Genomic DNA, 23953 nt, shown 5'->3' on the forward strand with positions numbered 1-23953 from the left:
CCCCGCCGCCGTCAGAGCGTGGGGCCGTCGCCGCCGTCAGCGGGTGACTTTCCAGCTCACCGGGCGCTTGGTGTCATCGCCTGTGCTGTACGTCACCACCGACGGCCGTATGCCGTTGGGCACCAGGAACACCTTGCACAGGGAGACCTTCGCCCCCACCGCGAAGTCGTCCGGGTCCTTCCCCGGGCAGGCCGTCACCTCGGTGTCGCCGGTGATGAGCGGCTGGTCGTCCACGCCGCCTGTGTCCTCGAGGCCGGTGGGGGTGTTGAGGAAGGGGTAGTGGAGGGAGTTCTCGCCGGTGTTCTCGAAGGTCATGGTGACGTAGTACGGCTGGGTGGTCCGTATGTCGGACGGTTCCACACCCGCCGTCCTCAGCTCCGCGTGGGTGCCCTTGCGCACGCTCACCGCCGTGACCCGCAGGGCGCCGCGCATATGGTCCGAGCCGCGCTTGTAGGTGACCGAGGTGTGCTCGCCGAGCCGCAGGGTCTTGCCGCCGTCGCTGTCGGCCGCCATGTCGGCGCGGGTCGCGGGCTGCCGTCGGCCGGACGCGGCGCTGTCGTCCTCACAGCCGGCGGTGGCGAGGCCGAGGAGGGTGACGCCGAGGGCGCAGACGAGGGCGGTCCCGGATCGGGCGGCGCGGCGAGGCGGGCGGTTGGGCATGGACGGTCCCCCGGTGGTCGGTGATGGTCGGTCGGTGATGACGTCGAGCGAGTGGTGACTGCCTGGATGGATACGCCGGTCACGGAGCGTCAGTTCACCTTCTCGGTTCCCCTTGTGGTGATCTTGCTACCGCAGATCATCATGGTCGTGACAAAACCACTGGTCGAGGCTGTGATCAACTCAAGGCGAGAGCTTGAGACGAGGCTGTAGCAATACGCCCGGGGCAACTACCGTGATCCGCATGGACGATCCCGCCGTGGTGTCGGCGCAGCGGTTCTGGCAGGAGCTCGGGCTGCCCGGACTCATCGATGTGCACACCCACTTCATGCCCCAGCGCGTACTGGACAAGGTCTGGGCCTTCTTCGACGCCGTCGAGCCCCGCTGGCACATCACCTACCGCGAGGAGGAGGACGAACGCCTCGCGACGCTACGGGCGTTCGGGGTGCGGGCCTTCACCTCGATGCTCTACCCCCACAAGCCCGACATGGCGCGCTGGCTGAACGGCTGGGCGGCCGATTTCGCCGCCCGTACGCCCGACTGCCTGCACACCGCGACCTTCTTCCCCGAGCCCGGGGTGGACGGGTACGTGCGCGCGGCGCTCGAGGGCGGGGCGCGGGTGTTCAAGGCCCATGTGCAGGTGGGGGCGTACGACCCGGGTGATCAGCTGCTCGACCCGGTGTGGGGCATGCTCGCCGAGAGCGGGACGCCCGTGGTCATCCACTGCGGCTCGGGGCCCCACCCGGGCAAGTACACCGGCCCGGAGCCGGTGGGGCGGGTGCTGGCCCGCCATCCTCGGCTGCGCCTGATCATCGCGCATATGGGGCTGCCGGAGTACTCGGACTTCCTGGGGCTGGCGGAGCGGTACGAGGAGGTCCACCTGGACACCACGATGGCCTTCACCGACTTCACCGAGCGCCAGTGGCCGTTTCCGCGGTCGGAGCGGGAGCGGCTGGCCGCCCTGGGGAACCGGGTGCTGTTCGGGAGCGACTTCCCCAACATCCCGTACGGATACCGGCATGCGCTGGACGCGCTGACGCGGGTCGGGCAGGACGAGGAGTGGCTGCGCGGGGTGTGTTACGGGAACGCGGCGCGGCTGTTCGGGATATGACGGGTTGTGGCCGCTCCGGATGCGCCCCTCGCGGGTGGAGCGTGGATGTTCCGGATGCGCTTGTTGTGGGTGGAGCGTGGCCGCCCGGATGCGCCCCTCGCGGGTGGAGCGTGGATGTTCCGGATGCGCCCGTTATGGCTAGGGCGCGGCCGCTCCGGATGGGGGGCTCGCCCGGTGCCCGCGTCGGCTGGGGCTCGCCCGGTGCCCGCGTCGGCGCCGGGCGAGGAGGCCGCGGGGGTCGGTCAGCTCTTGTCCAGCGGCAGTGCCTCGGCCAGCGTGCGCCACTGCTCGCGGGGGAGCCCCTGGTCGTCGCTCACCACCTGGATCGCGAGGTGGTCCGCGCCCGCGGCCAGGAACTCGTCCACGCGCGCCCGGATCGCCTCCGCGTCGCCGAGCGCGTACATGGCGGCGAGGAGACGGTCGCTGCCGCCGTCCGCGAAGTCCGCGTCCCCGAAGCCCAGCCGCTTGAAGTTGTTGGTGTAGTTGGGCAGCGCCAGATAGCGGCCGAGGTAGTCGCGGGCGGTGGCGCGGGCGCGTTCCAGGTCCGTGTCGAGGACGACCTTCAGCTCGGGCGCGAGCACGGCCTCCTTGCCCAGCACGTCCCGGGCCTCGGCGGTGTGCTCCGGGGTGACGAGGTACGGATGCGCGCCGGCCGCGCGGTCGCGGGACAGCTCGAGCATCTTGGGGCCGAGCGCGGCCAGGACCCGCTCGGCGGCGGGGACGGGGGCCGGGGCGGAGTCCAGTGCGGTCAGGTACTCCTTCATCGCCGTGTACGGGCGCTTGTAGCGCTCACCGGCGAGCGCGCTGTGGCTCACGCCGAGGCCGAGGAGGAAGCGGCCGCCGTGGGCGGCGTTGAGCGCGGTGTGCCGCTCGGCGACGTAGCCCGCCTCGTGGTCCCAGATGCTCAGGATTCCGGTCGCGACGGTGATCCGGGAGGTGGCGTCCAGCAGGACTCCGGCCTGATCCGGGCTGGGACTGCCACCGAGCCAGACGGCGCCGTACCCCAGCTCGTCCAGCTCGGCCGCTGCCTCGCTGACCTGCTCTGATGGGGTGAGGTCCGTCTTCAGGGCCGCGGTCCAGATGCCGATCTTGCCAAGTGCGGGACGAGAAGTCATACAGGGGGAAGCCGGAGAGTCCTTCCGGTTATTCCGTGGCCCGCCCAGCCGTTCCGTGCCCAGGATCCGCTGTTTCGCCCCCGGCCGGTCCCGTCCCCGCCGCCACAGGATTCTCAGGTAATTCACAGGCAGCCGAAAGGGACCTCTCAGGGCCCGCTCCGAAGGTGGAGGTCATGATGCCGACCTCGCCTCATGGGCGTACCGAACTGCTGCGCCCCGACGGTAGCCCCGTCCGGGTGCTGGTCGTGGACGACGAGTCGGCGCTCGCCGACCTGCTGTCGATGGCACTGCGCTACGAGGGGTGGGAGGTGCGCACCGCGGGTGACGGCGCGGAGGCGATCCGGATCACCCGTGAGCTGCGCCCGGACGCGGTGGTCCTGGACATCATGCTGCCCGATATGGACGGGCTCGCCGTGCTGGGGCGGCTGCGCCGGGAACTGCCCGATGTCCCGGTGCTGTTCCTGACCGCGCGCGACGCGGTGGAGGACCGGATAGCGGGCATCACGGCGGGCGGCGACGACTATGTGACCAAGCCGTTCAGCCTGGAGGAGGTCGTCGCCCGGCTGCGCGGGCTGCTGCGCAGGTCGGGGGCGGCGGCCGCGCGCAGTGAGTCGGTGCTGGCCGTCGGCGATCTGATCCTGGACGAGGACAGCCACGAGGTGGCGCGCGGGGGACAGGAGATCCATCTCACCGCGACCGAGTTCGAACTGCTGCGCTATCTCATGCGCAATCCGCGCCGGGTGCTCAGCAAGGCGCAGATCCTCGACCGGGTCTGGAGCTATGACTTCGGCGGCCAGGCCAACGTGGTCGAGCTCTACATCTCGTATCTGCGGCGCAAGATCGACGCGGGGCGCAGCCCGATGATCCATACCCGGCGGGGCGCCGGGTATCTGATCAAGCCCGGGGAGTAGGCACGGTGGCGCACCCCCCGCCCCGGCCGCCCCGAGGCCCCGACCTGCCCGGCCCCGACGGGATGCCCGGCGCCTCCCAGCCGCCCCAGGGCGCGGGAGCGGCGCAGGGGCGCGCGCACGCCCGGCGCGCCCAGCGTGCGGGACGCGCTCAGCGTGCGGGGAACGCGCAACGAGCCGGAGCCGCGCAACGAGCCGGGCGCACTCAGGGGGCCGGGCGCACTCAGCGGGCCGGGCGCCGCCCCTGGTCCCTGCGCACCCGTCTGGTCGTCTCGGCCGTCGCGCTGATCGCGGTGGTCTGCGCGGTGATCGGCTCGGTCACGACCCTGGCCCTGCAGTCGTACCTCCAGGGGCAGGTGGACGACGATCTGCGCGCGTCCGTCGGGCGGTTCCTGAACAAGCCGGGACCGGAGCGCGAACTCCCCCGGAACGATGTGCTCTTCGTCGCCTCGCCCGGTCAGCCGATCGGCACGGTCGGGGCGCGGTTCGGCCAGGACGGCGAGATCTCCATGTCGGGCAAGAGCAATGACTCGCCCATGACGGACGAGGTCGACGCCGAGAGCCGGGTGGACCCCCTGACCAGCGGTCAGCAGAAGGCGATCGCCGCCGTCCCGCTGGACGGGGACGTGCACACCATCGATCTGCCCGGCCTCGGCGGCTATCGGGCGGTGGCCCAGCCGGACCACCGGGATGGCGGCATCATCCTCGCCTTCCCGCTCGACCAGACGCAGGAGACGGTCAACACCCTCATCCTCGTGGAGGTCTGTGTGGCCGCGGCCGGGCTGGTCGCGGCCGGGATCGCCGGGGCCGCGATGGTCGGCATCTCGCTGCGGCCGCTGCGCCGGGTGGCCGCGACCGCGACCCGGGTCTCCGAACTCCCCCTGCACAGCGGCGAGGTGGCGCTGCGCGAGCGCGTCCCGGCCTCGGAGGCCGATCCGCGTACCGAGGTCGGCCAGGTGGGGGCGGCGCTCAACCGCATGCTCGGCCATGTGGAGTCGGCGCTCGCGGCCCGCCAGGAGAGCGAGACGCGGGTGCGGCAGTTCGTCGCCGACGCCAGCCATGAGCTCCGTACGCCGCTCGCCTCGATCCGCGGCTACGCCGAGCTGACCCGGCGCGGCCGGGAGGAGATCGGGCCCGACACCCGGCATGCCCTCGGCCGGGTCGAGTCCGAGGCCGGGCGGATGACCGGGCTGGTCGAGGATCTGCTGCTGCTGGCCCGGCTGGACGCGGGGCGGCCGCTGGAATGCGCGGAGGCCGATCTGTCCCCGCTGGTCGTGGACGCCGTCAGCGACGCTCGGGCGGTCGGCTCGGACCACGAGTGGCGGCTGGAGCTGCCCGATGAACCGGCGGTCGTCTTCGGCGACGACGCCCGGCTGCGCCAGGTGCTGGTGAACCTCCTCGGCAACGCGCGGACGCACACCCCGGCCGGTACCACGGTCACGGCGCGGGTGCTGTGGGGCGGGCCGCGGGCGTCGCCGTACCCCTCGCCGTATCTGGCGCCGTACGGGCTCTCCTACGGGATGTCTTACGGCGCGTCCTCCCATGGCCACCGTAAGGGGCGCGGCTCGCCACACGCCCAGACGTACGCCCCGCCGCATCACCAGACCCAGCCGCATGACCAGACGTACGCCCAGCCGCACGCCCAGACGTACGCCCCGCCCTACGGCTCCCCGTACGCGGCCGCCCGCGCCGCCGGGGCCTTCGGCCCGCCGCAGCCGCCCTCGTACGTCTCGCTGGAGATCGAGGACGACGGTCCCGGCATCCCGCCCGAGCTGCTGCCGCATGTCTTCGAGCGGTTCGCGCGCGGCGACGCCTCGCGCTCCCGCGCCGCGGGCAGTACGGGGCTCGGCCTGGCCATCGTGCACGCGGTCGTGGCCGCACACGACGGGCAGGTGACGGTGGACAGCGTGCCCGGGCGCACCGTCTTCGGCGTCCACCTGCCCGTGCACCGGGTCGTTCACCATGGCGTAACGGACTCACAGGCAGGCCACAGGCTGACCACACAGCCGTGACAGCGCGGCTCGCGACCGTCGACCTCATGCGAACCGACACCCCTCTCGGGGCTCCGCCCGAGACACCTCTCCAAACCTTGCCCGTGCGCGGGCCGGTGACGGTCGTGCGCGGCCGTCCGGTGCTGGACGTCGTCATCCCCGTCTACAACGAGGAAGCGGACCTCGAGCGGTGCGTACGACGGCTGCACGACCATCTGGCCCGCACCTTCCCGTACGGCTTCCGGATCACCATCGCCGACAACGCCAGTACGGACCGCACGCCCGACCTCGCGGCCTACCTGGACGAGAGCATCGAGGAGGTGACGGCGGTCCGGCTGGAGCAGAAGGGGCGCGGGCGGGCGCTGCGCACCGTGTGGTCGCTGTCCGAGGCTCCCGTGCTCGCCTATATGGACGTCGATCTGTCCACGGACCTCAAGGCGCTGCTGCCGCTGGTGGCCCCGCTGATCTCCGGGCACTCCGACCTGGCGATCGGATCGCGGCTGTCCCGCAGTTCACGGGTGGTGCGCGGGACCAAGCGGGAGTTCATCTCGCGGGCGTACAACCTGATTCTGCGCGGCAGCCTGGCGGCCCGCTTCTCCGACGCCCAGTGCGGATTCAAAGCGATCCGTAAGGACGTCGCGGAGCGGCTGCTGCCCCTGGTCGAGGACACCGGGTGGTTCTTCGACACCGAGATGCTGGTGCTGGCCGAGCGGGCCGGGCTGCGCATCCACGAGGTGCCGGTGGACTGGGTGGACGACCCCAATAGCACGGTCCACATCGTGAAGACGGCCACCGAGGACCTCAAAGGTGTGTGGCGGGTGGGGCGCGCGCTGGCCACCGGTGCGCTGCCGCTGGACCGGGTGCGCCGTCCGTTCGGCGACGATCCGCGCGACCGGGAGCTGAGCGGGGTGCCGAAGGGCCTGGCCCGCCAGCTGGTCGGGTTCTGTGTGGTCGGCGCGCTGAGCACACTGGTCTATCTGCTGCTGTACTCCCTCTTCCGGACGGGCACCGGCCCGCAGGTGGCCAACGCGCTGGCGCTGCTGCTGTCGGCGCTCGGCAACACCGCGGCCAACCGGAGGCTCACCTTCGGCGTACGTGGCCGGGACCGCGCGATGCGCCACCAGGCCCAGGGGCTGGTCGTCTTCGGCATCGGCCTCGTGCTGACCAGCGGCTCCCTCGCCGCCCTGGACGCCGTCCCAGGCACCGCCTCGCACGGCACCGAACTGGCCGTGCTGATCGCGGCGAACCTCGCCGCGACCGTACTGCGCTTCCTGCTCTTCCGGGCCTGGGTCTTCCCGTCGGACAGCGGGGCCACGACCGACCACGACCCGAGGACCGATCGATGACCACCTACGACTACGGCACCCGCGAAGCCGGACCGCCGCCGACCCCCGCCGCCGCTCCCCGGCCGGGGCCGCGGACCCCCGGTGGCTCGCGGCTGGCGCGGGCCTGGAGAGGACGGCCGGAGGACCCGCGCTGGGCGCGGCCCGCCCTGTGGGCCCTGCTGGCCGCCACCACCGTGCTCTACCTGTGGAGCCTGGGCGCGTCCGGCTACGCCAACCAGTTCTACTCGGCCGCCGTGCAGGCGGGCGGCGAGAGCTGGAAGGCGTTCTTCTTCGGCTCCTCCGACGCCGCGAACTCCATCACCGTCGACAAGCCCCCGGCCGCGCTGTGGCCGATGGCCCTGTCGGTGCGGCTCTTCGGCCTCTCCTCCTGGGCGGTCCTCGCCCCCGAGGCCCTGATGGGCGTCGCGACGGTCGGAGTGCTGTACGCGGCCGTACGGCGCAGGTTCGGCGCGGCCGCCGGGCTTATCGCGGGCGCGGCGCTCGCGGTGACCCCGGTCGCGGCGCTGATGTTCCGCTTCAACAACCCCGACGCGCTGCTGTGCCTGCTGATGGTCTCGGCGATCTACTGCGTGCTGCGCGCCCTGGAGGACGCGCGCACCAAGTGGCTGGTGCTGGCCGGGGTCTGCTTCGGCCTCGGCTTCCTCACCAAGACGCTCCAGGCGTGGCTGATCCTGCCGCCGCTCGCGGTGGTGTACGCGGTGTGCGCCCCGCCGAAGTTCGGCCGGCGGATCGGGCAGCTGCTGCTCGCGGGGCTCGCGATGGTGGTCTCCGGCGGCTGGTGGGTCGCGATCGTCGAGCTGTGGCCGGCGTCCTCGCGCCCGTACATCGGCGGTTCGCAGCACAACAGCTTCCTGGAACTGACCTTCGGCTACAACGGGCTGGGCCGGATCAACGGCAATGAGACCGGCAGCGTCGGCGGGGGCGGCCCGGGCGGTGGCGGTGGCGGTGGCGGCCGGTGGGGCGAGACCGGGATCGACCGGCTCTTCGGCTCCGACATGGGCGGTCAGATCGCCTGGCTGCTGCCCGCGGCGTTCATCCTGCTGGCGGCGGGGATCTGGCTGACCTGGCGGGCGAAGCGCACCGACACCCAACGCGCGGCGTTCCTGGTGTGGGGCGGGGCGCTGCTGATGACGTTCGCCACCTTCAGCTTCATGTCCGGGATCTTCCACCAGTACTACAACATCGCGCTGGCGCCCTATATCGCGGCGCTCGTGGGCATGGGCGCGGCCCTGCTCTGGGAGCGGCGGAACGAGGGCGGCCGGACGGGGGCGGCGGCCTCGGCGGTGCTGGCCGTCACGGTCGCGGTCACCGCGTACCTGTCGTACGCCCTGCTGGGGCGGTCGCCGGACTGGCACCCCTGGCTGCGCTGGGCGGTGCTGATCGGCGGGCTCGCGGCGGCGGCCGGGCTGCTGCTGACGGTGCGCCTGGGCCGGAGGGCGGCACTGGCCGCGGCGGGCCTCGGCCTCGCGGCGGGGCTGGCCGGGCCGGTCGCGTACACGCTCAACACGGTCGACACCCCGAAGCACGGCTCCATCGTGACGGCCGGTCCGTCCGTGGCGGGCGGTATGGGCGGCCCCGGCGGCGGCTTCCCGGGCGGCGGCCGGGGCGGTCCGCCGGGCATGCGGAACGGACGCCAGGGCGCGGGCCAGCAGGGGCAGGGCCAGGGTCAGGGCAACCAGCAGGGCGGTCAGCAGGGCGGTCAGGGTCAGGGCGGTCAGCAGGGCATGCCGGGCGGCGGCACCGGCGGTGGCAACGGCGGCGGCCAGCCGGGCGGCGGCCAGAACGGCTTCCCCGGCGGGGGCTTCCCGGGCGGCGGCCAGTCCCCGCGCAACGGCACGGGCAACGCCCAGGGCGGCCAGGGGCAGAACGGCCGGCCGGGCATGCTGCCCGGCGGCGGCGTGGGCGAGGGCGGTCGCCGTGGCGGCGGCATGGGCGGACTGCTCGACGGTCAGCAGGTCGACGCCGATGTGGAGGCGAAGCTGGAGAAGAACGCCGACGACTACACCTGGGCGGCCGCGGCGATCGGCTCCCAGAACGCCGCGAGCTACCAACTCGCCACCGGGAAGCCCGTGATGGCCATCGGCGGCTTCAACGGCAGCGACCCGTCCCCGACGCTCGCCCAGTTCAAGGAGTATGTGAAGCAGGGCAGGATCCACTACTTCATCTCCTCGGGCACCGGCATGGGCGGCGGGCCGGGCGGCGGCCAGGGGACCTCGTCCCAGATCACCTCCTGGATCGAGGCCACCTACAAGAAGGTCACCGTGGGCAGTGCCACGCTCTACGACCTGACCCAGAAGGCGTCGGCGAAGGCGTCGGCGTCCTCGAAGTCCTCCGGCTGATTCCGGAGTCCCGTCGGTACGGGCCGGTGGTCGCGGGTTCACCCCCGCGATCACCGGCCCGTACGCGTATGCGACGCGCGCACATAATTCGCTGTACGGCGTACAGCGCTACTTGTACGGTGTAAGGGCCAGCCCATCGTCATGCACCGTAGAAGACCCGCCTGGAGTCCCCATGACGGTCTCGACCGCCGACGCCGCCTCCGCGCCACCCGATCAGTCCCAGGGTGGCCATCCTCAGCGCTGGCTGATCCTCGCCGTGATCTGCCTCGCCCAGCTCACCGTGTTGCTGGACAACACGATCCTCAATGTGGCGGTGCCCTCCCTGGCCAGGGAGATGGATGCCCGCACCGCCGACATCCAGTGGATGATCAACGCGTATTCGCTGGTCCAGTCGGGGCTGCTGCTCACCGCGGGCAGCGCCGCCGACCGCTACGGGCGGAAGAAGCTGCTGGTCGCCGGGCTCGCCCTGTTCGGCATCGGCTCCTTCGCGGCATCGATGGCGCAGGACTCCGGCCAGCTGATCGCCGCCCGCGCGGGCATGGGGATCGGCGGGGCGCTGCTGATGACCACGACGCTCGCCGTCGTGGTGCAGGTCTTCGACGAGGGCGAACGGGCCAAGGCCATCGGGCTGTGGGGCGCGGTCGGCTCGCTCGGCTTCGCCGCGGGGCCGCTGATCGGCGGCTCGCTGCTGGAGCACTTCTGGTGGGGCTCGATCTTCCTGATCAATATCCCGGTGGCGCTGCTCGGGCTGGTGGCCGTGGTCTGGCTGGTGCCGGAGTCGAAGGCGCCGACCAGCGACCGCCCCGATCTGCTCGGCGCGCTGCTGTCCACGGTCGGCATGACCGGCATCGTCTTCGCGATCATCTCCGGGCCGGAGCACGGCTGGACTTCGGGCCGGGTGCTCCTGTCCGCCTTCATCGGCATCACGGTGATGACCGGATTCGCGCTGTGGGAGCGTCATATCCCGTATCCGATGCTGGACATGCACTTCTTCCGCAACCGCCGGTTCGTGGGCGCGGTGGCGGGCGGCATCCTGGTGGCCTTCGGGATGGGCGGTTCGCTCTTCCTGCTCACCCAGCATCTGCAGTTCGTGCTCGGCTATGACGCGCTGGACGCGGGGCTGCGCACCGCGCCCCTCGCGCTGGTGATCGTCGCGCTCAACCTCACCGGTGTCGGCGCGCGGCTGCTGCCGAAGCTCGGGACGCCGGTGACCATCGTCGGCGGGATGGGGCTGCTCGCGGCCGGTCTCGCCGCCGTCGCGACGCTCGGCGCCCACGGCTATGGCGGAATGCTCTTCGGGCTGGTGGTGATGGGGTCCGGTATCGCGCTGGCCATGCCCGCGATGGCGAACGCCATCATGTCGGCCATCCCGCCGGAGAAGGCGGGGGTGGGCGCGGGCGTCAACGGCACGCTCACCGAATGCGGCAACGGGCTCGGCGTCGCCGTCCTCGGCGCCGTGCTCAACTCCCGCTTCGGCTCGCTGCTGCCCGCGGTCGCCACCGGAGCGGGCTCGCTCCCGGCCGCCCTCGCCGCCGCCCGTACCCCCGAGGACCGCGAGGCCGTCGCGGACGCCTTCGCCTCGGGTGTGGAGACCAGCCAGCTGGTCGGCGCGGCGGCCGTGCTGGCGGGTGGAGTGCTGGCCGCGCTGCTGCTCAGCAGGGCCGAACGATCTTCACAGGAGGCCCGGGCGGCATAGCATCTTCAGGTAGTGAGGTGCCGCGTGCCCGGTCCCGGGCCGTATGTGGCGCCAGCTCATCGGAGAAAGAGAGGCGCCGCCATGGCAACCGGCAGCCGCACCGTCCCCCCGCGGTCCAGCGTCTGGCTCTCCGAGCGTAAAACCACCAAGCGCAAGGGCGACCAGCAGCCCGTCGGGCTCGACCATCTGAAGATCGTCGCGGCGACGATGCGGCTGCTGGACGCCGAGGGGCTTTCGGGTTTCTCGATGCGACGGCTCGCGGCGGAGCTCGGGGTGACCGCCATGTCGGTCTACTGGTACGTGGAGACCAAGGACCATCTGCTCGAACTCGCCCTCGACGCGGCCATGGGCGAGATAGCGCTGCCCATCGAGGCCGTCGGCCCCGTCGGGGCGGTCGGCCCCGTCGAAGGCCTCGAGCACGCCCCGGCCGAGCCGCGGGACTGGCATGAGCAGCTGCGCCAGCTCGCCTCCGAGTACCGGCGGGTGCTGGCGCGCCATCCCTGGCTGTCGGCGCTGCTGGGGGAGTACCTCAACATCGGGCCCAACGCGGTGAGCTTCCAGAGCGCCGCGCTGGCCGTGATGCGCAACAGCGGACTGCCGGACGACAGGATCACCAGCGCGCTGGCCCTCGTCTATCAGTTCGTCTACGGCTTCGGCACGATCGAGGGCCGCTTCACCGCCCGCTGCCGGGCGGCGGGAGCCACTCAGGAAGAGCTGTTCCACGAGATGATGGGCGCGGTCGAGGACCGTATGGAGTTCGACGAGGCGCGGAAGATCATGGAGGCTCGCGGCGGCACCACGGTCCAGGAGATGCAGGACCGCGACTTCACCTTCGCCCTGGATCTCGCGATCGCCGGTATCGAAGCCCTGAGGGAGCGATAACGCGCGGCGGCGGCCGGGCCGGGACTCAGGCCGTGGGGAGCTGCTCGCCCTGCACCGCCTGTATGTCCAGCTCGACCCGCAGGGTGGTGCCGATCGCCGCGATGCCCGCCGCGACCACCTGGTTGTAGTTCATCGCGAAGTCCTCGCGGCGCAGCTCGGCGACGGCCCGGAAGGCCGCCCGCACCCCGCCCCAGGGGTCGGGGCCCGTGCCCAGGTACGTCAGGTCCAGGTCCACGTCCCGGACCACGCCGTGCATCGACAGCTCGCCGTGGACCGTCCAGCGGTCGGCCCCGGCCGCGCTCAGATGCGTGCTCCGGTACGTCAGCTCCGGGAACTCCTCCACATTGAGGAAGTCGGGCGACTTCAGGTGGCCGTCCCGCATCGTGTTGCCGGTGTCGATGCTGGCGGCCCGCATGACCGCCTCGACGCGCGACTTCTCGATGTCCTCGGCGACCTCGATCCGCCCGCCGAACTCCGTGAACCGGCCGTGGACGCTGGAGATCCCCAGGTGCTGGGCGACCGCGGCCACCGTCGAATGCGCCGGGTCGATCGTCCACGCCCCGGGCGGCGGAAGCTCCACCCCGCCCTGGCGCGCCAGCACCACCGTGCCCACGTCGGCCCGCCCGGAGGCCGTGACGATCGCCGTGGACGCGACCGGGGCGTAGCCGACCGCGGTGGCGATGATCGTGTAAGCCCCCGGCGGCAGCGGCTCTTCGGTCCGCACGGCGCCGTCCGTGTCGGCCTGCGCGCGCAGCACCTGGGCGCCCGTCATATCGGTGACGGTCAGCACCGCGTGCTGGACCGCCCAGCCGTCGCGGGTGTGGATCCGGGCCCGCAGTCCCGCTCCCCCGCCTGCTCCTGCTCCTGTGGTCGTCATGCCGCGTTTCGCTCCCGCTCGGGTGTCGCCGTGTTGCTCGTGTCGCTCATGTCGCCCGGCGCGGTCGTACTCGCCGTGCTGGTCGTACTCGTCGTACTCGTCGTGCTCGTCGTGTCTGTGCACCGGATCCGGGCGGCGGCGTCAGGCCGTCCCCTGCCTTCACTACACCGCCGCCGGGATCCGGGTTCCGGGTCCGGCCGAGAAATCCGCCACCCGGGCCGGACCCGGGGCGCGACTCCGCTCTTGCGCGCCCCGGGCCCGGGGTTCCGTCACTCGCCCGGGTGGGCGAGTTCCACGTCGTGGCCGTCGACGCCGGGCCCGGAGACCGTCAGCGCCCCCGCGACCGGCGGGTAGCCGCTCGCGATGACCGTGTAGTCGCCCGCGTCCAGGTCGGTGAAGGCGTACGCGCCGTCCTCACCGGTGGTGGCGGTGGCGACCACGTTCCCGGCCGAGTCCACGAGGGTGACCCGCGCGTCGGGCAGCGGCCGCCGGTCGGCACCGGCCCGGACTATGCCCTGCACCCGGGCGCCGGCCTGCAGGGCTATCTCCACCCGGGTCAGCCCCTGGGCCCCCACCTCGACGGGCAGGGCCGCGGGCCGGTAGCCCGGCGCGTTCACCGCGACCGTGAAGGTCCCGGAGACCAACTCCTCGAAGCCGAAGTCGCCCTGCTCACCGGTCTTCCCGGTGGCCAGCACCTCACCGCGGACATCGGTGACCACGACCATCGCCGCGTCCACCGGCCGGCCGTCGGCGGCACCGCGCACGGTGCCCACCAGACCGCTGGTGGCCGACAGGACGATGTCGAAGCCGAGCGGCTCGTCCCCGACCACGACCGTGGACGCCTGCGGCTGGTGGCCGTCGGCCGCCGCGATCAGGACGTACGAGCCGGAGCCCGGCGCGTCCAGGGCGTACGAGCCGTCGGGGTGCGCCACCGAACGGCCCAGCTGCCGCCCGGCGAGCGAGATCAGCGTCACCGCGGCGCGGGCGACGGGGCCGCCCTCCGCGTTCCGCACGAAGCCGTGCACACCCTGCCGGGGCTGACGGTCCGCGCCGTCGCCCCCGGCGGAGGCGAAGGCCGCAAGGCGCTGCGGAGCGATGGCCGTCCGTGGGGCGGTGGCCGCGAGGACACCGCCTGCGTCCGGCTCGTAGCTCTCGGCGGCCGGGGCGCCCACGAGCGCGGGCTCGAGGTCGGCGACCTGCCCGGTGGCGGCCGTGGCCGCCATCGCGTCGGCCGGGGCCGCGTCGGCGGCCGGGGCGTCCGAGGTGGCCGTGGCGGCCTGCTGGGAGCCGGAGTTGGTCTTCAGGGCGACCTCCTTGATGAACAGGGTCAGCAGCAGACCGAGGAACGCGGCCGGGGCGGCGGAGAGGAAGACGTTCGCGACACCGTGGCCGTAGGCGGTTTCCATGATCGTGCGCAGCGGCTCGGGCAGCGCCTTGACGTTGGGGATGCCACCGCCGCCGGTGCCGCCGTGGCCCAGCGCGGCGCCCTTGGGGCCGAGGTCGGCCAGGCCGTCCTTGACGTAGTGGGTGACGCGGTTGGCGAGCACCGCGCCGAGCGCCGAGACGCCCACCGCGCCGCCCAGGGAGCGGAAGAAGGTGACGACGGCACTGGCCGCGCCGAGGTCCTGCGGGGCCACCTGGTTCTGGGTGGCCAGCACCAGGTTCTGCATCATCATGCCGATGCCGAGGCCCATGAGCGCCATGTAGATCGCCATGTGCCAGTACGGGGTGTCGTACCGGATGGTGCCCAGCAGCCCGAGACCCGCGGTCACCAGCACACCGCCGATGACCAGCCAGGCCTTCCAACGACCGGTCTTGGTGATGACCTGACCGGAAACGGTCGAGGAGATGAACAGGCCACCGATCATCGGGATGGTCATGACGCCGGACATCGTGGGCGTCTCACCGCGCGCCAGCTGGAAGTACTGGCTGAAGAAGACGGTGCCGGAGAACATCGCGATACCGACGAAGAGCGACGCCAGCGAGGCGAGGGTGATCGTCTTGTTGCGGAACAGCCGCAGCGGGATGATCGGCTCGCTCGCCTTGGACTCGATCAGCAGGAAGATCAGACCGAGCGCGATCGAACCGCCGACCATCGCGTAGGTCTGCCACGAGATCCAGTCGTACTTGTCGCCCGCGAAGGTGATCCAGATCAGCAGCAGCGAGACCGCGGCGCTGATGAAGAAGGCGCCGCCCCAGTCGACCTTGACGTCCCGCTTCACCACCGGGAGCTTCAGGGTCTTCTGGAGGACGATCAGCGCGATGACGGCGAACGGCACGCCGACGTAGAAGCACCAGCGCCAGCCCAGCCATTCGGTGTCGGTGATCACGCCGCCCAGCAGCGGACCGCCGACCGTCGCGACGGCGAAGGTCGCGCCGAGGTAGCCGCTGTAACGGCCGCGCTCACGCGGGGAGATCATCGCCGCCATGACGACCTGGGCGAGGGCGGACAGACCGCCGACGCCGATGCCCTGCACCACACGGCAGGCGATCAGCATGCCGGGGTTCTGCGACAGACCGGCCACCACGGAGCCGGCGACGTAGATCAGCAGGGCGATCTGGACCAGCAGCTTCTTGCTGAAGAGGTCGGAGAGCTTGCCCCACAGCGGGGTGGCCGCGGTCATGGCCAGCAGGGTGGCGGTGACGACCCAGGTGTAGGCGGACTGACCGCCGTGGAGATCGGAGATGATCTCGGGCAGCGCGTTGGAGACGATCGTCGACGACAGGATCGCGACGAACATCCCCAGCAGCAGCCCGGAGAGCGCCTCCATGATCTGCCGGTGGGTCATCGGCGCCGAGGAGTCCGCGTCGTGGCCGTGCTGGCCTCTGTGGCCTCCTCCGCCGTGCTTGGCGTGGGCGGGGTGCCCCGCGGGTCCCCGCACACCGCCGTCCGGTGTGGTCGTTGCCATGAAGTTCCTTAACGTTGCGAAGGTGTACGGGTGATGCTGGTCTCCGCCTGCTGCGGCAGAGTCCGGGAACGGGTGTCCCCGAAGCTCGACCGCAACCGGGCGAGAAGTTCATTGAGGCGGTCGACGTCCTCGTCCGACCAGTCGCTCAGACAGCTGGCGAGCGCGTCCGTGTAGCGCTCGGAGACCTGACCGAGCAGTGCTCGACCGCTGGGGTTGATGCTCAGCAGCCGCGACCGCCGGTCGAGCGGGTCGGGCGTGCGGTCCACCCAGCCGCGGTTCGCGACATGCGCCACATGCCGGCTGGTCACCGACATGTCGATGGCGAGCAGCTCGGCGAGCTTGCTCATGCGCATCTCGCCGTAGCGGTCGAGGAGCATCAGGACGATGGCGGAGCCCGACGGGCAGTCGGCCGGCAGGACGCGCCCGAGCCCGCGCTTGACGGTGCCGATGGCGCTGAGCTGCCGGGCCAGCTCCTCATAGTGGCGCTGCGCGGCCACGGCGCCCCCAGTGGGATTGGTCGGAATGGTCAGTTGCTTAAGGCAACCATAGAAGAAGTTAGTTGCTACAGGCAAATGAAAGGGCGGTCTGGGCGGTAAATTGCCGTTAAAGAGTCGGCCTGGAGTCGGTCAAGCGGGGCGGCTGAGGTGCAAGGGGCTGCTGAGACCCGGGGGTGTCCCGGAATCCGCTCGTTCGCTAGGGTCGGGGCTCATGGCGAACAACCCCCAGAGCCCCAACGGGAATCAGGACCCGGCCGGCTCCACCCAGATGTTCCGCGCCTTCGTCGACGAGGGCACTCGGCAGCCTCAGACGTCCACCGGATCGGGCGGCGGCGGTTCGCGCGTCGGCCTGATCGTCGGTGTGATCGCGGCGGTCGTGATCGTCGCGGCGGTGGCCTGGCTGGCGCTGGGCTGAGCCACGAAGCCCTGACGCTCACCGCGGGGGTCTGAGCTCCCTCGGGGAGCCCTGAGCTCCCGCGCCCCTTACGGCTGCCGGACCGGCCTTACGGCTTCCAGCTGACCGAGATGTCCTGTGTCTCGATATGCATGCCCAGCGGCACCCGCCAGTCGTCCACGCACACCGTCCAGGTCTTCTCCTTCTTCTGCCCCGCGCCGATCGGCGCGGGCAGCTCTTCCTTGGACTCCAGCGTGGCCCAGTCGATGCCGAGCGCGTCGATCACATGCGTCCCGAAGGTGACGGTGCCCGAGGCGACCGGCGCTCCTCCGGTGTTACGGAACTCGACCTTCACCTTCTCGCACCAGCGCTCATCGGTCGCCGTGCGCTCCGGCTTGCCGACCTTGAGGGCGGCCGGTCCGGTGGGCGCGGGGGTGCCGGAGGGGTCCGAACCGGAGCCGGAGGGCGAGGGCTCGCCGGGTTCGTCGCCCTTGGGGCCGTCGTCGCCCTTGGGGCCGTCGTCCGTACGCCCCGGGGTCCCGGGGCCGCCCTTCCCGTCGCCCGGGCCGCCTGAGCCGTCCGTACGGCCGGGGGCCTTCGCGGATGCCGAGGGCGCCCGCGAGGCCGGTCCGTCCGATCCGCCGTCCGTGGTGGCCTCGGGTCCGGCCGCGCCCCGATCGCGCTTCCCGTCCGTGCCGCCCTTACCGTCGCCATCGTTGTCCGCGCCGTCCTCGTCCAGGGGCACGAGGTCGACGTCGCCCTTGGGCGGCACGGCGCTCGCGGCCCGCCGGCCATCGGGTCCGGCCGCTCCGGCGGCCACATAGCCGTCGCCGCCACCGCCGCAGCCGCTGAGGAGTGCCCCCAGGCACAGCGCGGCCGCCGAGGAGGCGATCGCCGTGCCTCGGCGGCCCGTTGTCCGGCTCCATGCGTATCGCATCGGGCCAGTGTGGCTGACGGCCCGTCAGGTGTACAGGGATCCGGCAGGGGACCGGCCAGTGGCGGCTCAGTCCGAGATCAGGCCCTCGCGCAGCTGGGCCAGGGTCCGGGTGAGCAGCCGGGAGACGTGCATCTGGGAGATCCCGACCTCTTCGCCGATTTGCGACTGCGTCATATTGGCGAAGAAGCGCAGCATGATGATCTGGCGCTCCCGCGGCGGCAGTTTGGCCAGCAGGGGCTTGAGCGACTCGCGGTACTCCACGCCCTCCAGCGCGCTGTCCTCGTACCCCAGCCGGTCGGCGAGCGACCCCTCGCCGCCGTCGTCCTCGGGGGACGGGGAGTCCAGCGAGCTGGCCGTGTAGGCATTGCCCACCGCGAGCCCGTCGACCACGTCCTCCTCGGAGACGCCCAGCGCCGTGGCGAGCTCGGTGACGGTCGGGGAGCGGTCGAGCTTCTGTGACAGCTCGTCACTGGCCTTGGTGAGGGCCAGGCGCAGCTCCTGGAGCCGCCGCGGGACCCGCACCGACCAACTGGTGTCGCGGAAGAACCGCTTGATCTCGCCCACGACGGTCGGCATGGCGAACGTCGGGAACTCCACGCCGCGTTCGCAGTCGAAGCGGTCGATCGCCTTGATCAGGCCGATGGTGCCGACCTGGACGATGTCCTCCATCGGCTCGTTACGGCTGCGGAACCGGGCCGCGGCGTAACGGACGAGCGGGAGGTTCAGCTCGATGAGGGTGTCACGGACATAGCCGGCTTCCGCACTGTCCTTGTCGAGTGTGGCGAGCCGCAGGAAGAGGGAGCGGGAGAGGGTGCGGGTGTCGATGGCGTCGCAGTCGTCAGGCATGAGCGGTGCGTCGTTGTTGAGCACCTTCGAGCTGCCCAGTTCTACGGACATGCCACCCCCTAGAGGTCGCGGACGGATCCCAGCTGCGCGGTTCGCGTCCGACGCAGCCTCCCCCTGAATACCGGAGGTCGGGCCGCGGCAAACGCGGTTCCTGCAGAATGTCACATGTCGGCAACACGCTGTAGCGCCATGTCGACATTACAGCCTTGAGGCCTCTGGGCGGAGGTCCCTCGCAAGGATCAGGACTCGATCCGGTTCGCGGATCTCAGCCGGGCGAAGCTCCGGGACAGCAGCCGGGACACATGCATCTGGGAGACGCCGAGCTCGGCGCTGATCTGCGATTGCGTCAAGTTGCTGTAGTAACGGAGCAAAAGGATACGCTGTTCGCGCTCGGGCAGTTGTACGAGCAGATGGCGCACCAGATCGCGGTGCTCGACTCCGGCGAGCGCGGGATCCTCGTAGCCGAGCCGGTCGACAAGACCGGGCAGTCCGTCGCCCTCCTGGGCGGCCTCCAGGGAGGTGGCGTGGTACGAGCGGCCCGCCTCGATGCAGGCCAGCACCTCCTCCTCGCTGAGCTTGAGCCGTTCGGCGATCTCGGCCGTCGTCGGGGAGCGGCCGTGCAGCACGGTCAGATCCTCGGTCGCGCCGTTGACCTGTACCCATAGCTCGTGCAACCGGCGCGGGACGTGGACGGTGCGGACGTTGTCGCGGAAGTAGCGCTTGATCTCGCCCACGACGGTCGGCATGGCGAAGGTCGGGAACTGCACCCCGCGGTCCGGGTCGAACCGGTCGATCGCGTTGATCAGGCCGATGGTGCCGACCTGGATCACGTCCTCCATGGGCTCGTTGCGGCTGCGGAAGCGGGCCGCGGCGTAGCGGACCAGCGGCAGATTGGCCTCGATGAGCGCGGCGCGCACGCGGGCGTGCTCGGGGGTTCCGGGGGTGAGGCCCGAGAGCTCGGCGAAGAGCACCTGGGTGAGCGCTCTGGCGTCAGCCCCGCGGCTTCTGCCGCTTTCGCTGCCGCCATCGCCCTGGGGCGGGGTTCTGGGCGCGGTACGAGCCGACACGGGTCACGCCACCCCTTCACGATGTTCTCACCCGGCAAAAGCGGTCATAGCATCACAAGACATGTGCACTGTGTGCAAGCACCGCTTTACCACGTGTTGGTGGAGAAATCGCCCGATAAGGAGCCGAGGGGAGCGTGGGTTCGAGGGCGGGAACGGGAAGCGCGCGAGGCTAGTTGGTCAGTTCCGTCATGAACTCGCCGACGCTCTTGGCGGCGTCCGATATGCCCTCGAAACCGACCTGGACGAGGTCGGCTGCCCGGGCCGGCGTCTTGATGATCGTGTACAGCACGAAGACGATCAGCATATAGAGCACGATTTTCTTCGCCTGGGCCATCTGTGCTGCCTCTCCCCGCTGTGCCCTTGTGCAGTTGCGAGAGTCTATCCACACCTCTGGCGCATCAGTCGTATCAGTCGGATGAACGGACCGGTGTTGTGGGGACACCCCTACGCCGCTGTGGGCACCGCGCTACATATGGGTGGATTCTGGAGAAAGAGGGGGGTGGCAAGAGTGGCGCCGGAAGGAGCGGCGACGGCAGCGGCTCGCGCCGCCGGCGGAGGGAGCGGAGATGCGTGTCGGTGTGCTGACCGGCGGCGGTGACTGCCCCGGGCTCAACGCCGCGATCCGCGGCATCGTCCGGAAGGGCGTGGAGGTCCACGGCTTCGAGTTCGTCGGAGTGCGGGACGGCTGGCGCGGCGCGCTCGAAGGAGCCATCGTGCCGCTGGACGTCCCGGCCGTGCGCGGCATCCTGCCGCGCGGCGGCACCATCCTCGGCTCCTCCCGGACCAACCCCCTGGCCGGCGAGGACGGGGTCGACCGGGTGCGGGAGACACTCGCCGAGTACGAGGTGGACGCGCTCATCGCGATCGGCGGCGAGGACACGCTCGGGGTCGCCGCGGCGCTGGCGGGCGAGGGCATCCAGGTGGTCGGGGTGCCCAAGACGATCGACAACGATGTGGCGGGCACCGACTACACCTTCGGCTTCGACACCGCCGTCAATATCGCCACCGAGGCGATCGACCGGCTGCACACCACCGCCGAGTCCCACACCCGCACCCTGGTCGTCGAGGTCATGGGGCGGCACTCCGGCTGGATCGCCCTCCACTCGGGCATAGCGGGCGGTGCCAACGTCATCCTGATCCCCGAGCAGCCCTTCGACATCGACCAGGTCTGCGCCTGGGTGGAGAACCGCTTCACGATCAGATATGCGCCGATCGTGGTGGTCGCGGAGGGGGCCGTGCCGAAGGAGGGCCAGATGGTGGTCAAGGACTCCAGCCTGGACGAGTTCGGCCATGTCCGGCTGTCCGGTATCGGCGAGTGGCTGTCCCACGAGATCGCCGATCACACCGGCAAGGAGGCCCGCACCACGGTCCTGGGCCATATCCAGCGCGGTGGGACGCCCAGCGCCTTCGACCGCTGGCTGGCCACCCGCTTCGGGCTGCGCGCGATCGACACGGTCAAGGACCGGGACTTCGGCACGATGGTGGCGCTGCGCGGCACGGACATCGTGCGGATACCGCTCGCGGAGGCCACGGTGGGCACCAAGGGCGTCGATCCCGCGCTGTACTCGGAATTCGGGGTGTTCTTCGGCTGAGCGCCTGCGGGGTGCGGTATGCGGGGCGCGGGCGCGGGGTGCGGTGTGCGGGGACGCGGGAGGTGGCTCAGGGCTCAGGTGCGCGGGGAGGCGGGCTCAGGGTTCCGGGCGTGCGGGAGGGCGGGCTCAGGGCTCCGTCGTGCGGGAGGGCGGCGGCTCAGGGGCCGGGGTGCGGTACGACCGTCACCGGGCAGTGGGCGTGGTGCAGCACCGCATGGGCCACCGGCCCCAGCCGCAGCTGGGTGGGCCGGGTGGCCGTACGGCGCCCGATCACCAGCAGCCCGGCCCGCTCCGAGGCTCTGACCAGTGCCTCCGCCGGATTGAGCAGAACGACATCCGGCACCACGGTGACCTCGGGGCAGCCCTCCCGCCACGGCCGCAGGGCGTCGGAGACCACCTGGCTCTCCTGGTCCTCCCACATCGCGCGGTCCTCCTCCAGCACCGTGAGCATCCAGGCCGACGGGGAGGCCGGGGGCAGCGCCCAGGCGTGCACCACCCGCAGCGGGACGCCCCGCTCCTGGGCGGCGCGGAACGCGAAGGCGGCCGGCGCCTCCGCCGGGGCGTGCGCGTCGAAGCCGAGCTGCACCTCGTCCGCGTCCGTACCGTCCCACCCGGCACCCGTACGGCGCTCATCCGGCACCGTGACGACGGGGCAGTCCGCCATCGCCGCCACCCGCAGGGCCACGGAGCCCACCGCCAGCCCCTCGAAGCCGCCCCAGCCCCGGGCCCCGACCACCAGCAGCCCGGCGCTCGCGGCGGCCGTGAGCAGGGCCTCGGCCGGTTCGGCGGCGGTGTGCTCACCGTCGATCCCGAGCTCCGGAAGGCGCGCCCGGAAGTCGGCCACGGTCTGCCCGAGCATCTGCTCGCCCACGTTCTGCCAGGCGTCCACCCCGGGCACCGGCGAGACCCTGCGCGGCAGCGGCGGACAGGCGTGCACGAGGCGCAGCGCGACCCCGCGCCGCGCCGCCTCCCGCGCGGCCCACTCGGCCGCCGTAAGGCTGCGCCGGGAGCCGTCGACCCCCGCCACGACAGGGCCGCTCATCGGGTCCTCCTCGGCTGCCGTCCGTCACTCGGATCCGTCACTGAGGTCCGTATCTCCGGTCCGTTCCGCTGCCAACTGGAGCACGTCCGTTTAGTCTAGATACGCGGCGAAGATCCGACATGGTCGGAGGATCCGCCGCGCACAGACCGCGAGGGGTAGTGACCGCCCCCGGCCCGGGTGTACCCCGGACCGGGGGCGGTTCTGCGAGTGGCGACGGGCAAACGCGGCCCAAGCCCCCCAAAAGTGGGGTGAGATGTCAAGGTTTCGGGGGAAGCGGGGGTGTGCGGAGCGAGCGCAGGATGGGGGGCGAGGTAAGGGAAGGAGAGGGAAATGCGCTCAATCTCATGGCACCTCACCTCGCGTCGTTCAGCATTCGTCGTCGGTTTCGTCGTCGTGGTCGCCGTCGTGGTGGTCCTTGGGATGGTCTCCTCCTCCGAAAAGGCATCCGGGAAAGCCACCAAAGAGGCGCCGGGAGAAGCCCCCGGATATGCCTCGACGGTCGAATACCGGCGGGAACCCGTCGGAAAGACCTCGGTCCCCGCGTTCACCTCCTCCGTGGGCCGGGACCGCAAACACGTGGTCTCGCCCTCCAACGGAGGCCGTGCCTTCCGCGGCGACACCCCCGGTCTCTACGCCGGGGTCCGGAACCGGCAGCCCTGTGACCGGCAGGGCTTGCTCCACGACCTCGACGCCGACAAGCAGAGGGGCGCCGCCTGGAGCAAGGTCCAGCACATATCGCCCGACGGTATCCCCGATTTCGTCAACAGGCTCACGAGCGTCACCCTGCGCTCCGACACCTACGCGAAGACCTACGGCTACCGCGGTGGGGTGAAGCCGGTGTCCGCCGTTCTCCAGGCCGGAACGGCGGTTTTCGTCGATGAGCGCGGTCTGCCCGTCGTGAAGTGCGACTCCGGAAATCCCGTAAGGGTCTCGGCCCCGCCGCGCAACACCAAGCCGACCTTCACCGGGCCCGAGTGGAACGGTTTCTCCCGGAGCACGGTGACCGTCATCCGACCGGCCACGAAGAACGCCAAGCACCTCGTCCTGGTGGGCATCGGCAAGGCCGAACTGCTGAAGCGCCCGCTCGGTGACGGCGACGGCAGCGGCGACCCGCGGGACACCGTGCTGGCCCGCGCCGACTACCCCTCGTTCCTGGCGATGCCGGGCGAGCAGCACGCCCCGCGGCTGCGGGAGGCGCCTAAGGTCACCATGAAGCCGTCGGACCGGTTCACCCCGCTGGAGACCGAGCGCCCGTCCGGGACCCCCTCGCAGCAGTCGCAGCCCTCCGACGAGCCGACGGATCCGAACCAGCAGCAGCCGCAGGACCAGCCCTCGGACCCGGGCCAGCAGCAGCCGCAGGACCAGCCGTCGGATCCCGGTCAGCAGCAGCCGCAGGACCAGCCGTCGGATCCCGGTCAGCAGCAGCCGCAGGACCAGCCGTCGGACCCGGGCCAGCAGCAGCAGCCGCAGCCGCAGCCCCCTCCGAACCAGCCGCCCCCCAACCAGCCGCCGCCGAACCCGCCTCCGCCGCCCCAGCCCCCTCCGAACCAGCCCCCTCCGAACCAGCCCCCGCCCAACCAGCCGCCCCCGAACCAGCCCCCGCCCCAGCAGCCCCCGAACCAGCCCCCGCCCCAGCAGCCCCAGCCCGACCCCAACCAGCAACAGCCCCCGCAGCAGCCGCCCCCGTCCGGCCCCTGACCACCGGGGCCACCCCGGCCCCGGCCCGGCCGTGACGGCGTCCGTTCGG

General features: G+C 71.6%; 20 protein-coding genes. 10 read left to right on the top strand and 10 right to left on the bottom strand.

The window, feature by feature from the left end; genetic code table 11:
* Positions 1-36: 36 nt before the first annotated feature.
* Positions 37-660: a hypothetical protein gene (locus LIV37_RS26170; protein WP_020870105.1), complete on the bottom strand. Its 624-nt coding sequence runs from the start codon at positions 658-660 to the stop codon at positions 37-39.
* 241 nt (positions 661-901) lie between these two features.
* Between LIV37_RS26170 and LIV37_RS26175 the strand changes: the two genes are divergently transcribed.
* Positions 902-1768 carry an amidohydrolase family protein gene (locus LIV37_RS26175; protein ID WP_121825263.1) on the top strand — a complete coding sequence of 289 codons (867 nt, stop codon included), beginning with the start codon at positions 902-904 and terminating at the stop codon, positions 1766-1768.
* A 242-nt stretch (positions 1769-2010) separates the two neighbouring features.
* Here LIV37_RS26175 and LIV37_RS26180 read toward each other — a convergent pair whose 3' ends face one another.
* Complete coding sequence (locus LIV37_RS26180) at positions 2011-2883, bottom strand: LLM class F420-dependent oxidoreductase (RefSeq protein ID WP_020870108.1); 873 nt, start codon at positions 2881-2883, stop codon at positions 2011-2013.
* Between the two features lie 173 nt (positions 2884-3056).
* Here LIV37_RS26180 and LIV37_RS26185 point away from each other — a divergent pair, with 173 nt between their 5' ends.
* The 6 genes from LIV37_RS26185 to LIV37_RS26210 all read left to right on the top strand — a co-directional run bounded on the left by LIV37_RS26185 (position 3057) and on the right by LIV37_RS26210 (position 12045).
* On the top strand, positions 3057-3794 hold the full coding sequence (locus LIV37_RS26185; protein WP_254807116.1) for a response regulator transcription factor: 738 nt from the start codon (positions 3057-3059) through the stop codon (positions 3792-3794).
* A gap of 62 nt (positions 3795-3856) precedes the next feature.
* Positions 3857-5803, top strand: a complete 1947-nt coding sequence (locus LIV37_RS26190; RefSeq protein WP_214663811.1) for a sensor histidine kinase — start codon at positions 3857-3859, stop codon at positions 5801-5803.
* A gap of 26 nt (positions 5804-5829) precedes the next feature.
* Positions 5830-7128, top strand: a complete 1299-nt coding sequence (locus LIV37_RS26195) for a bifunctional glycosyltransferase family 2/GtrA family protein (protein WP_121825262.1) — start codon at positions 5830-5832, stop codon at positions 7126-7128.
* The gene (locus LIV37_RS26200) at positions 7125-9467 is read left to right on the top strand and encodes a glycosyltransferase family 39 protein (RefSeq protein WP_121824493.1); all 2343 of its coding nucleotides are present in this window, start codon (positions 7125-7127) and stop codon (positions 9465-9467) included. The genes LIV37_RS26195 and LIV37_RS26200 overlap by 4 nt, the downstream gene beginning before the upstream one ends.
* Positions 9468-9639: 172 nt before the next feature.
* Positions 9640-11163: an MFS transporter gene (locus LIV37_RS26205; protein WP_020870112.1), complete on the top strand. Its 1524-nt coding sequence runs from the start codon at positions 9640-9642 to the stop codon at positions 11161-11163.
* A gap of 81 nt (positions 11164-11244) precedes the next feature.
* A complete protein-coding gene (locus LIV37_RS26210; protein ID WP_020870113.1) occupies positions 11245-12045 on the top strand; it encodes a TetR/AcrR family transcriptional regulator in 801 nt (266 codons plus the stop codon).
* A 25-nt stretch (positions 12046-12070) separates the two neighbouring features.
* On the opposite strand, the gene LIV37_RS26215 is transcribed toward LIV37_RS26210, so the two are convergent.
* The 3 genes from LIV37_RS26215 to LIV37_RS26225 all read right to left on the bottom strand — a co-directional run bounded on the left by LIV37_RS26215 (position 12071) and on the right by LIV37_RS26225 (position 16328).
* The gene (locus tag LIV37_RS26215; RefSeq protein WP_121825261.1) at positions 12071-12922 is read right to left on the bottom strand and encodes a YceI family protein; all 852 of its coding nucleotides are present in this window, start codon (positions 12920-12922) and stop codon (positions 12071-12073) included.
* A gap of 269 nt (positions 12923-13191) precedes the next feature.
* A complete protein-coding gene (locus LIV37_RS26220; protein WP_476718417.1) occupies positions 13192-15711 on the bottom strand; it encodes an MFS transporter in 2520 nt (839 codons plus the stop codon).
* 128 nt (positions 15712-15839) lie between these two features.
* Complete coding sequence (locus LIV37_RS26225) at positions 15840-16328, bottom strand: MarR family winged helix-turn-helix transcriptional regulator (RefSeq protein ID WP_020870116.1); 489 nt, start codon at positions 16326-16328, stop codon at positions 15840-15842.
* Positions 16329-16539: 211 nt separating this feature from the next.
* Between LIV37_RS26225 and LIV37_RS26230 the strand changes: the two genes are divergently transcribed.
* Positions 16540-16743 (top strand): hypothetical protein, encoded by a 204-nt coding sequence (locus LIV37_RS26230; protein WP_020870117.1) that lies wholly within the window; start codon positions 16540-16542, stop codon positions 16741-16743.
* Between the two features lie 88 nt (positions 16744-16831).
* On the opposite strand, the gene LIV37_RS26235 is transcribed toward LIV37_RS26230, so the two are convergent.
* From LIV37_RS26235 to LIV37_RS26250, 4 genes are all read right to left on the bottom strand, one after another.
* Positions 16832-17659, bottom strand: a complete 828-nt coding sequence (locus LIV37_RS26235) for a hypothetical protein (protein ID WP_020870118.1) — start codon at positions 17657-17659, stop codon at positions 16832-16834.
* 66 nt (positions 17660-17725) lie between these two features.
* Positions 17726-18556: an RNA polymerase sigma factor SigF gene (locus tag LIV37_RS26240; protein WP_020870119.1), complete on the bottom strand. Its 831-nt coding sequence runs from the start codon at positions 18554-18556 to the stop codon at positions 17726-17728.
* Positions 18557-18744: 188 nt separating this feature from the next.
* Positions 18745-19572 (bottom strand): RNA polymerase sigma factor SigF, encoded by an 828-nt coding sequence (locus LIV37_RS26245; RefSeq protein ID WP_121824492.1) that lies wholly within the window; start codon positions 19570-19572, stop codon positions 18745-18747.
* Positions 19573-19741: 169 nt separating this feature from the next.
* Positions 19742-19906 carry a hypothetical protein gene (locus LIV37_RS26250; protein ID WP_020870122.1) on the bottom strand — a complete coding sequence of 55 codons (165 nt, stop codon included), beginning with the start codon at positions 19904-19906 and terminating at the stop codon, positions 19742-19744.
* 232 nt (positions 19907-20138) lie between these two features.
* Between LIV37_RS26250 and LIV37_RS26255 the strand changes: the two genes are divergently transcribed.
* On the top strand, positions 20139-21164 hold the full coding sequence (locus LIV37_RS26255; protein WP_020870123.1) for a 6-phosphofructokinase: 1026 nt from the start codon (positions 20139-20141) through the stop codon (positions 21162-21164).
* 157 nt (positions 21165-21321) lie between these two features.
* On the opposite strand, the gene LIV37_RS26260 is transcribed toward LIV37_RS26255, so the two are convergent.
* A complete protein-coding gene (locus tag LIV37_RS26260) occupies positions 21322-22206 on the bottom strand; it encodes a universal stress protein (RefSeq protein WP_020870124.1) in 885 nt (294 codons plus the stop codon).
* A 330-nt stretch (positions 22207-22536) separates the two neighbouring features.
* On the opposite strand from LIV37_RS26260, the gene LIV37_RS26265 reads away from it, so the two are divergent.
* The gene (locus LIV37_RS26265; RefSeq protein WP_121824491.1) at positions 22537-23904 is read left to right on the top strand and encodes a DUF6777 domain-containing protein; all 1368 of its coding nucleotides are present in this window, start codon (positions 22537-22539) and stop codon (positions 23902-23904) included.
* Positions 23905-23953 lie beyond the last annotated feature (49 nt).

Source organism: Streptomyces rapamycinicus NRRL 5491 (genome assembly GCF_024298965.1).
Lineage (GTDB): Bacteria > Actinomycetota > Actinomycetes > Streptomycetales > Streptomycetaceae > Streptomyces > Streptomyces rapamycinicus.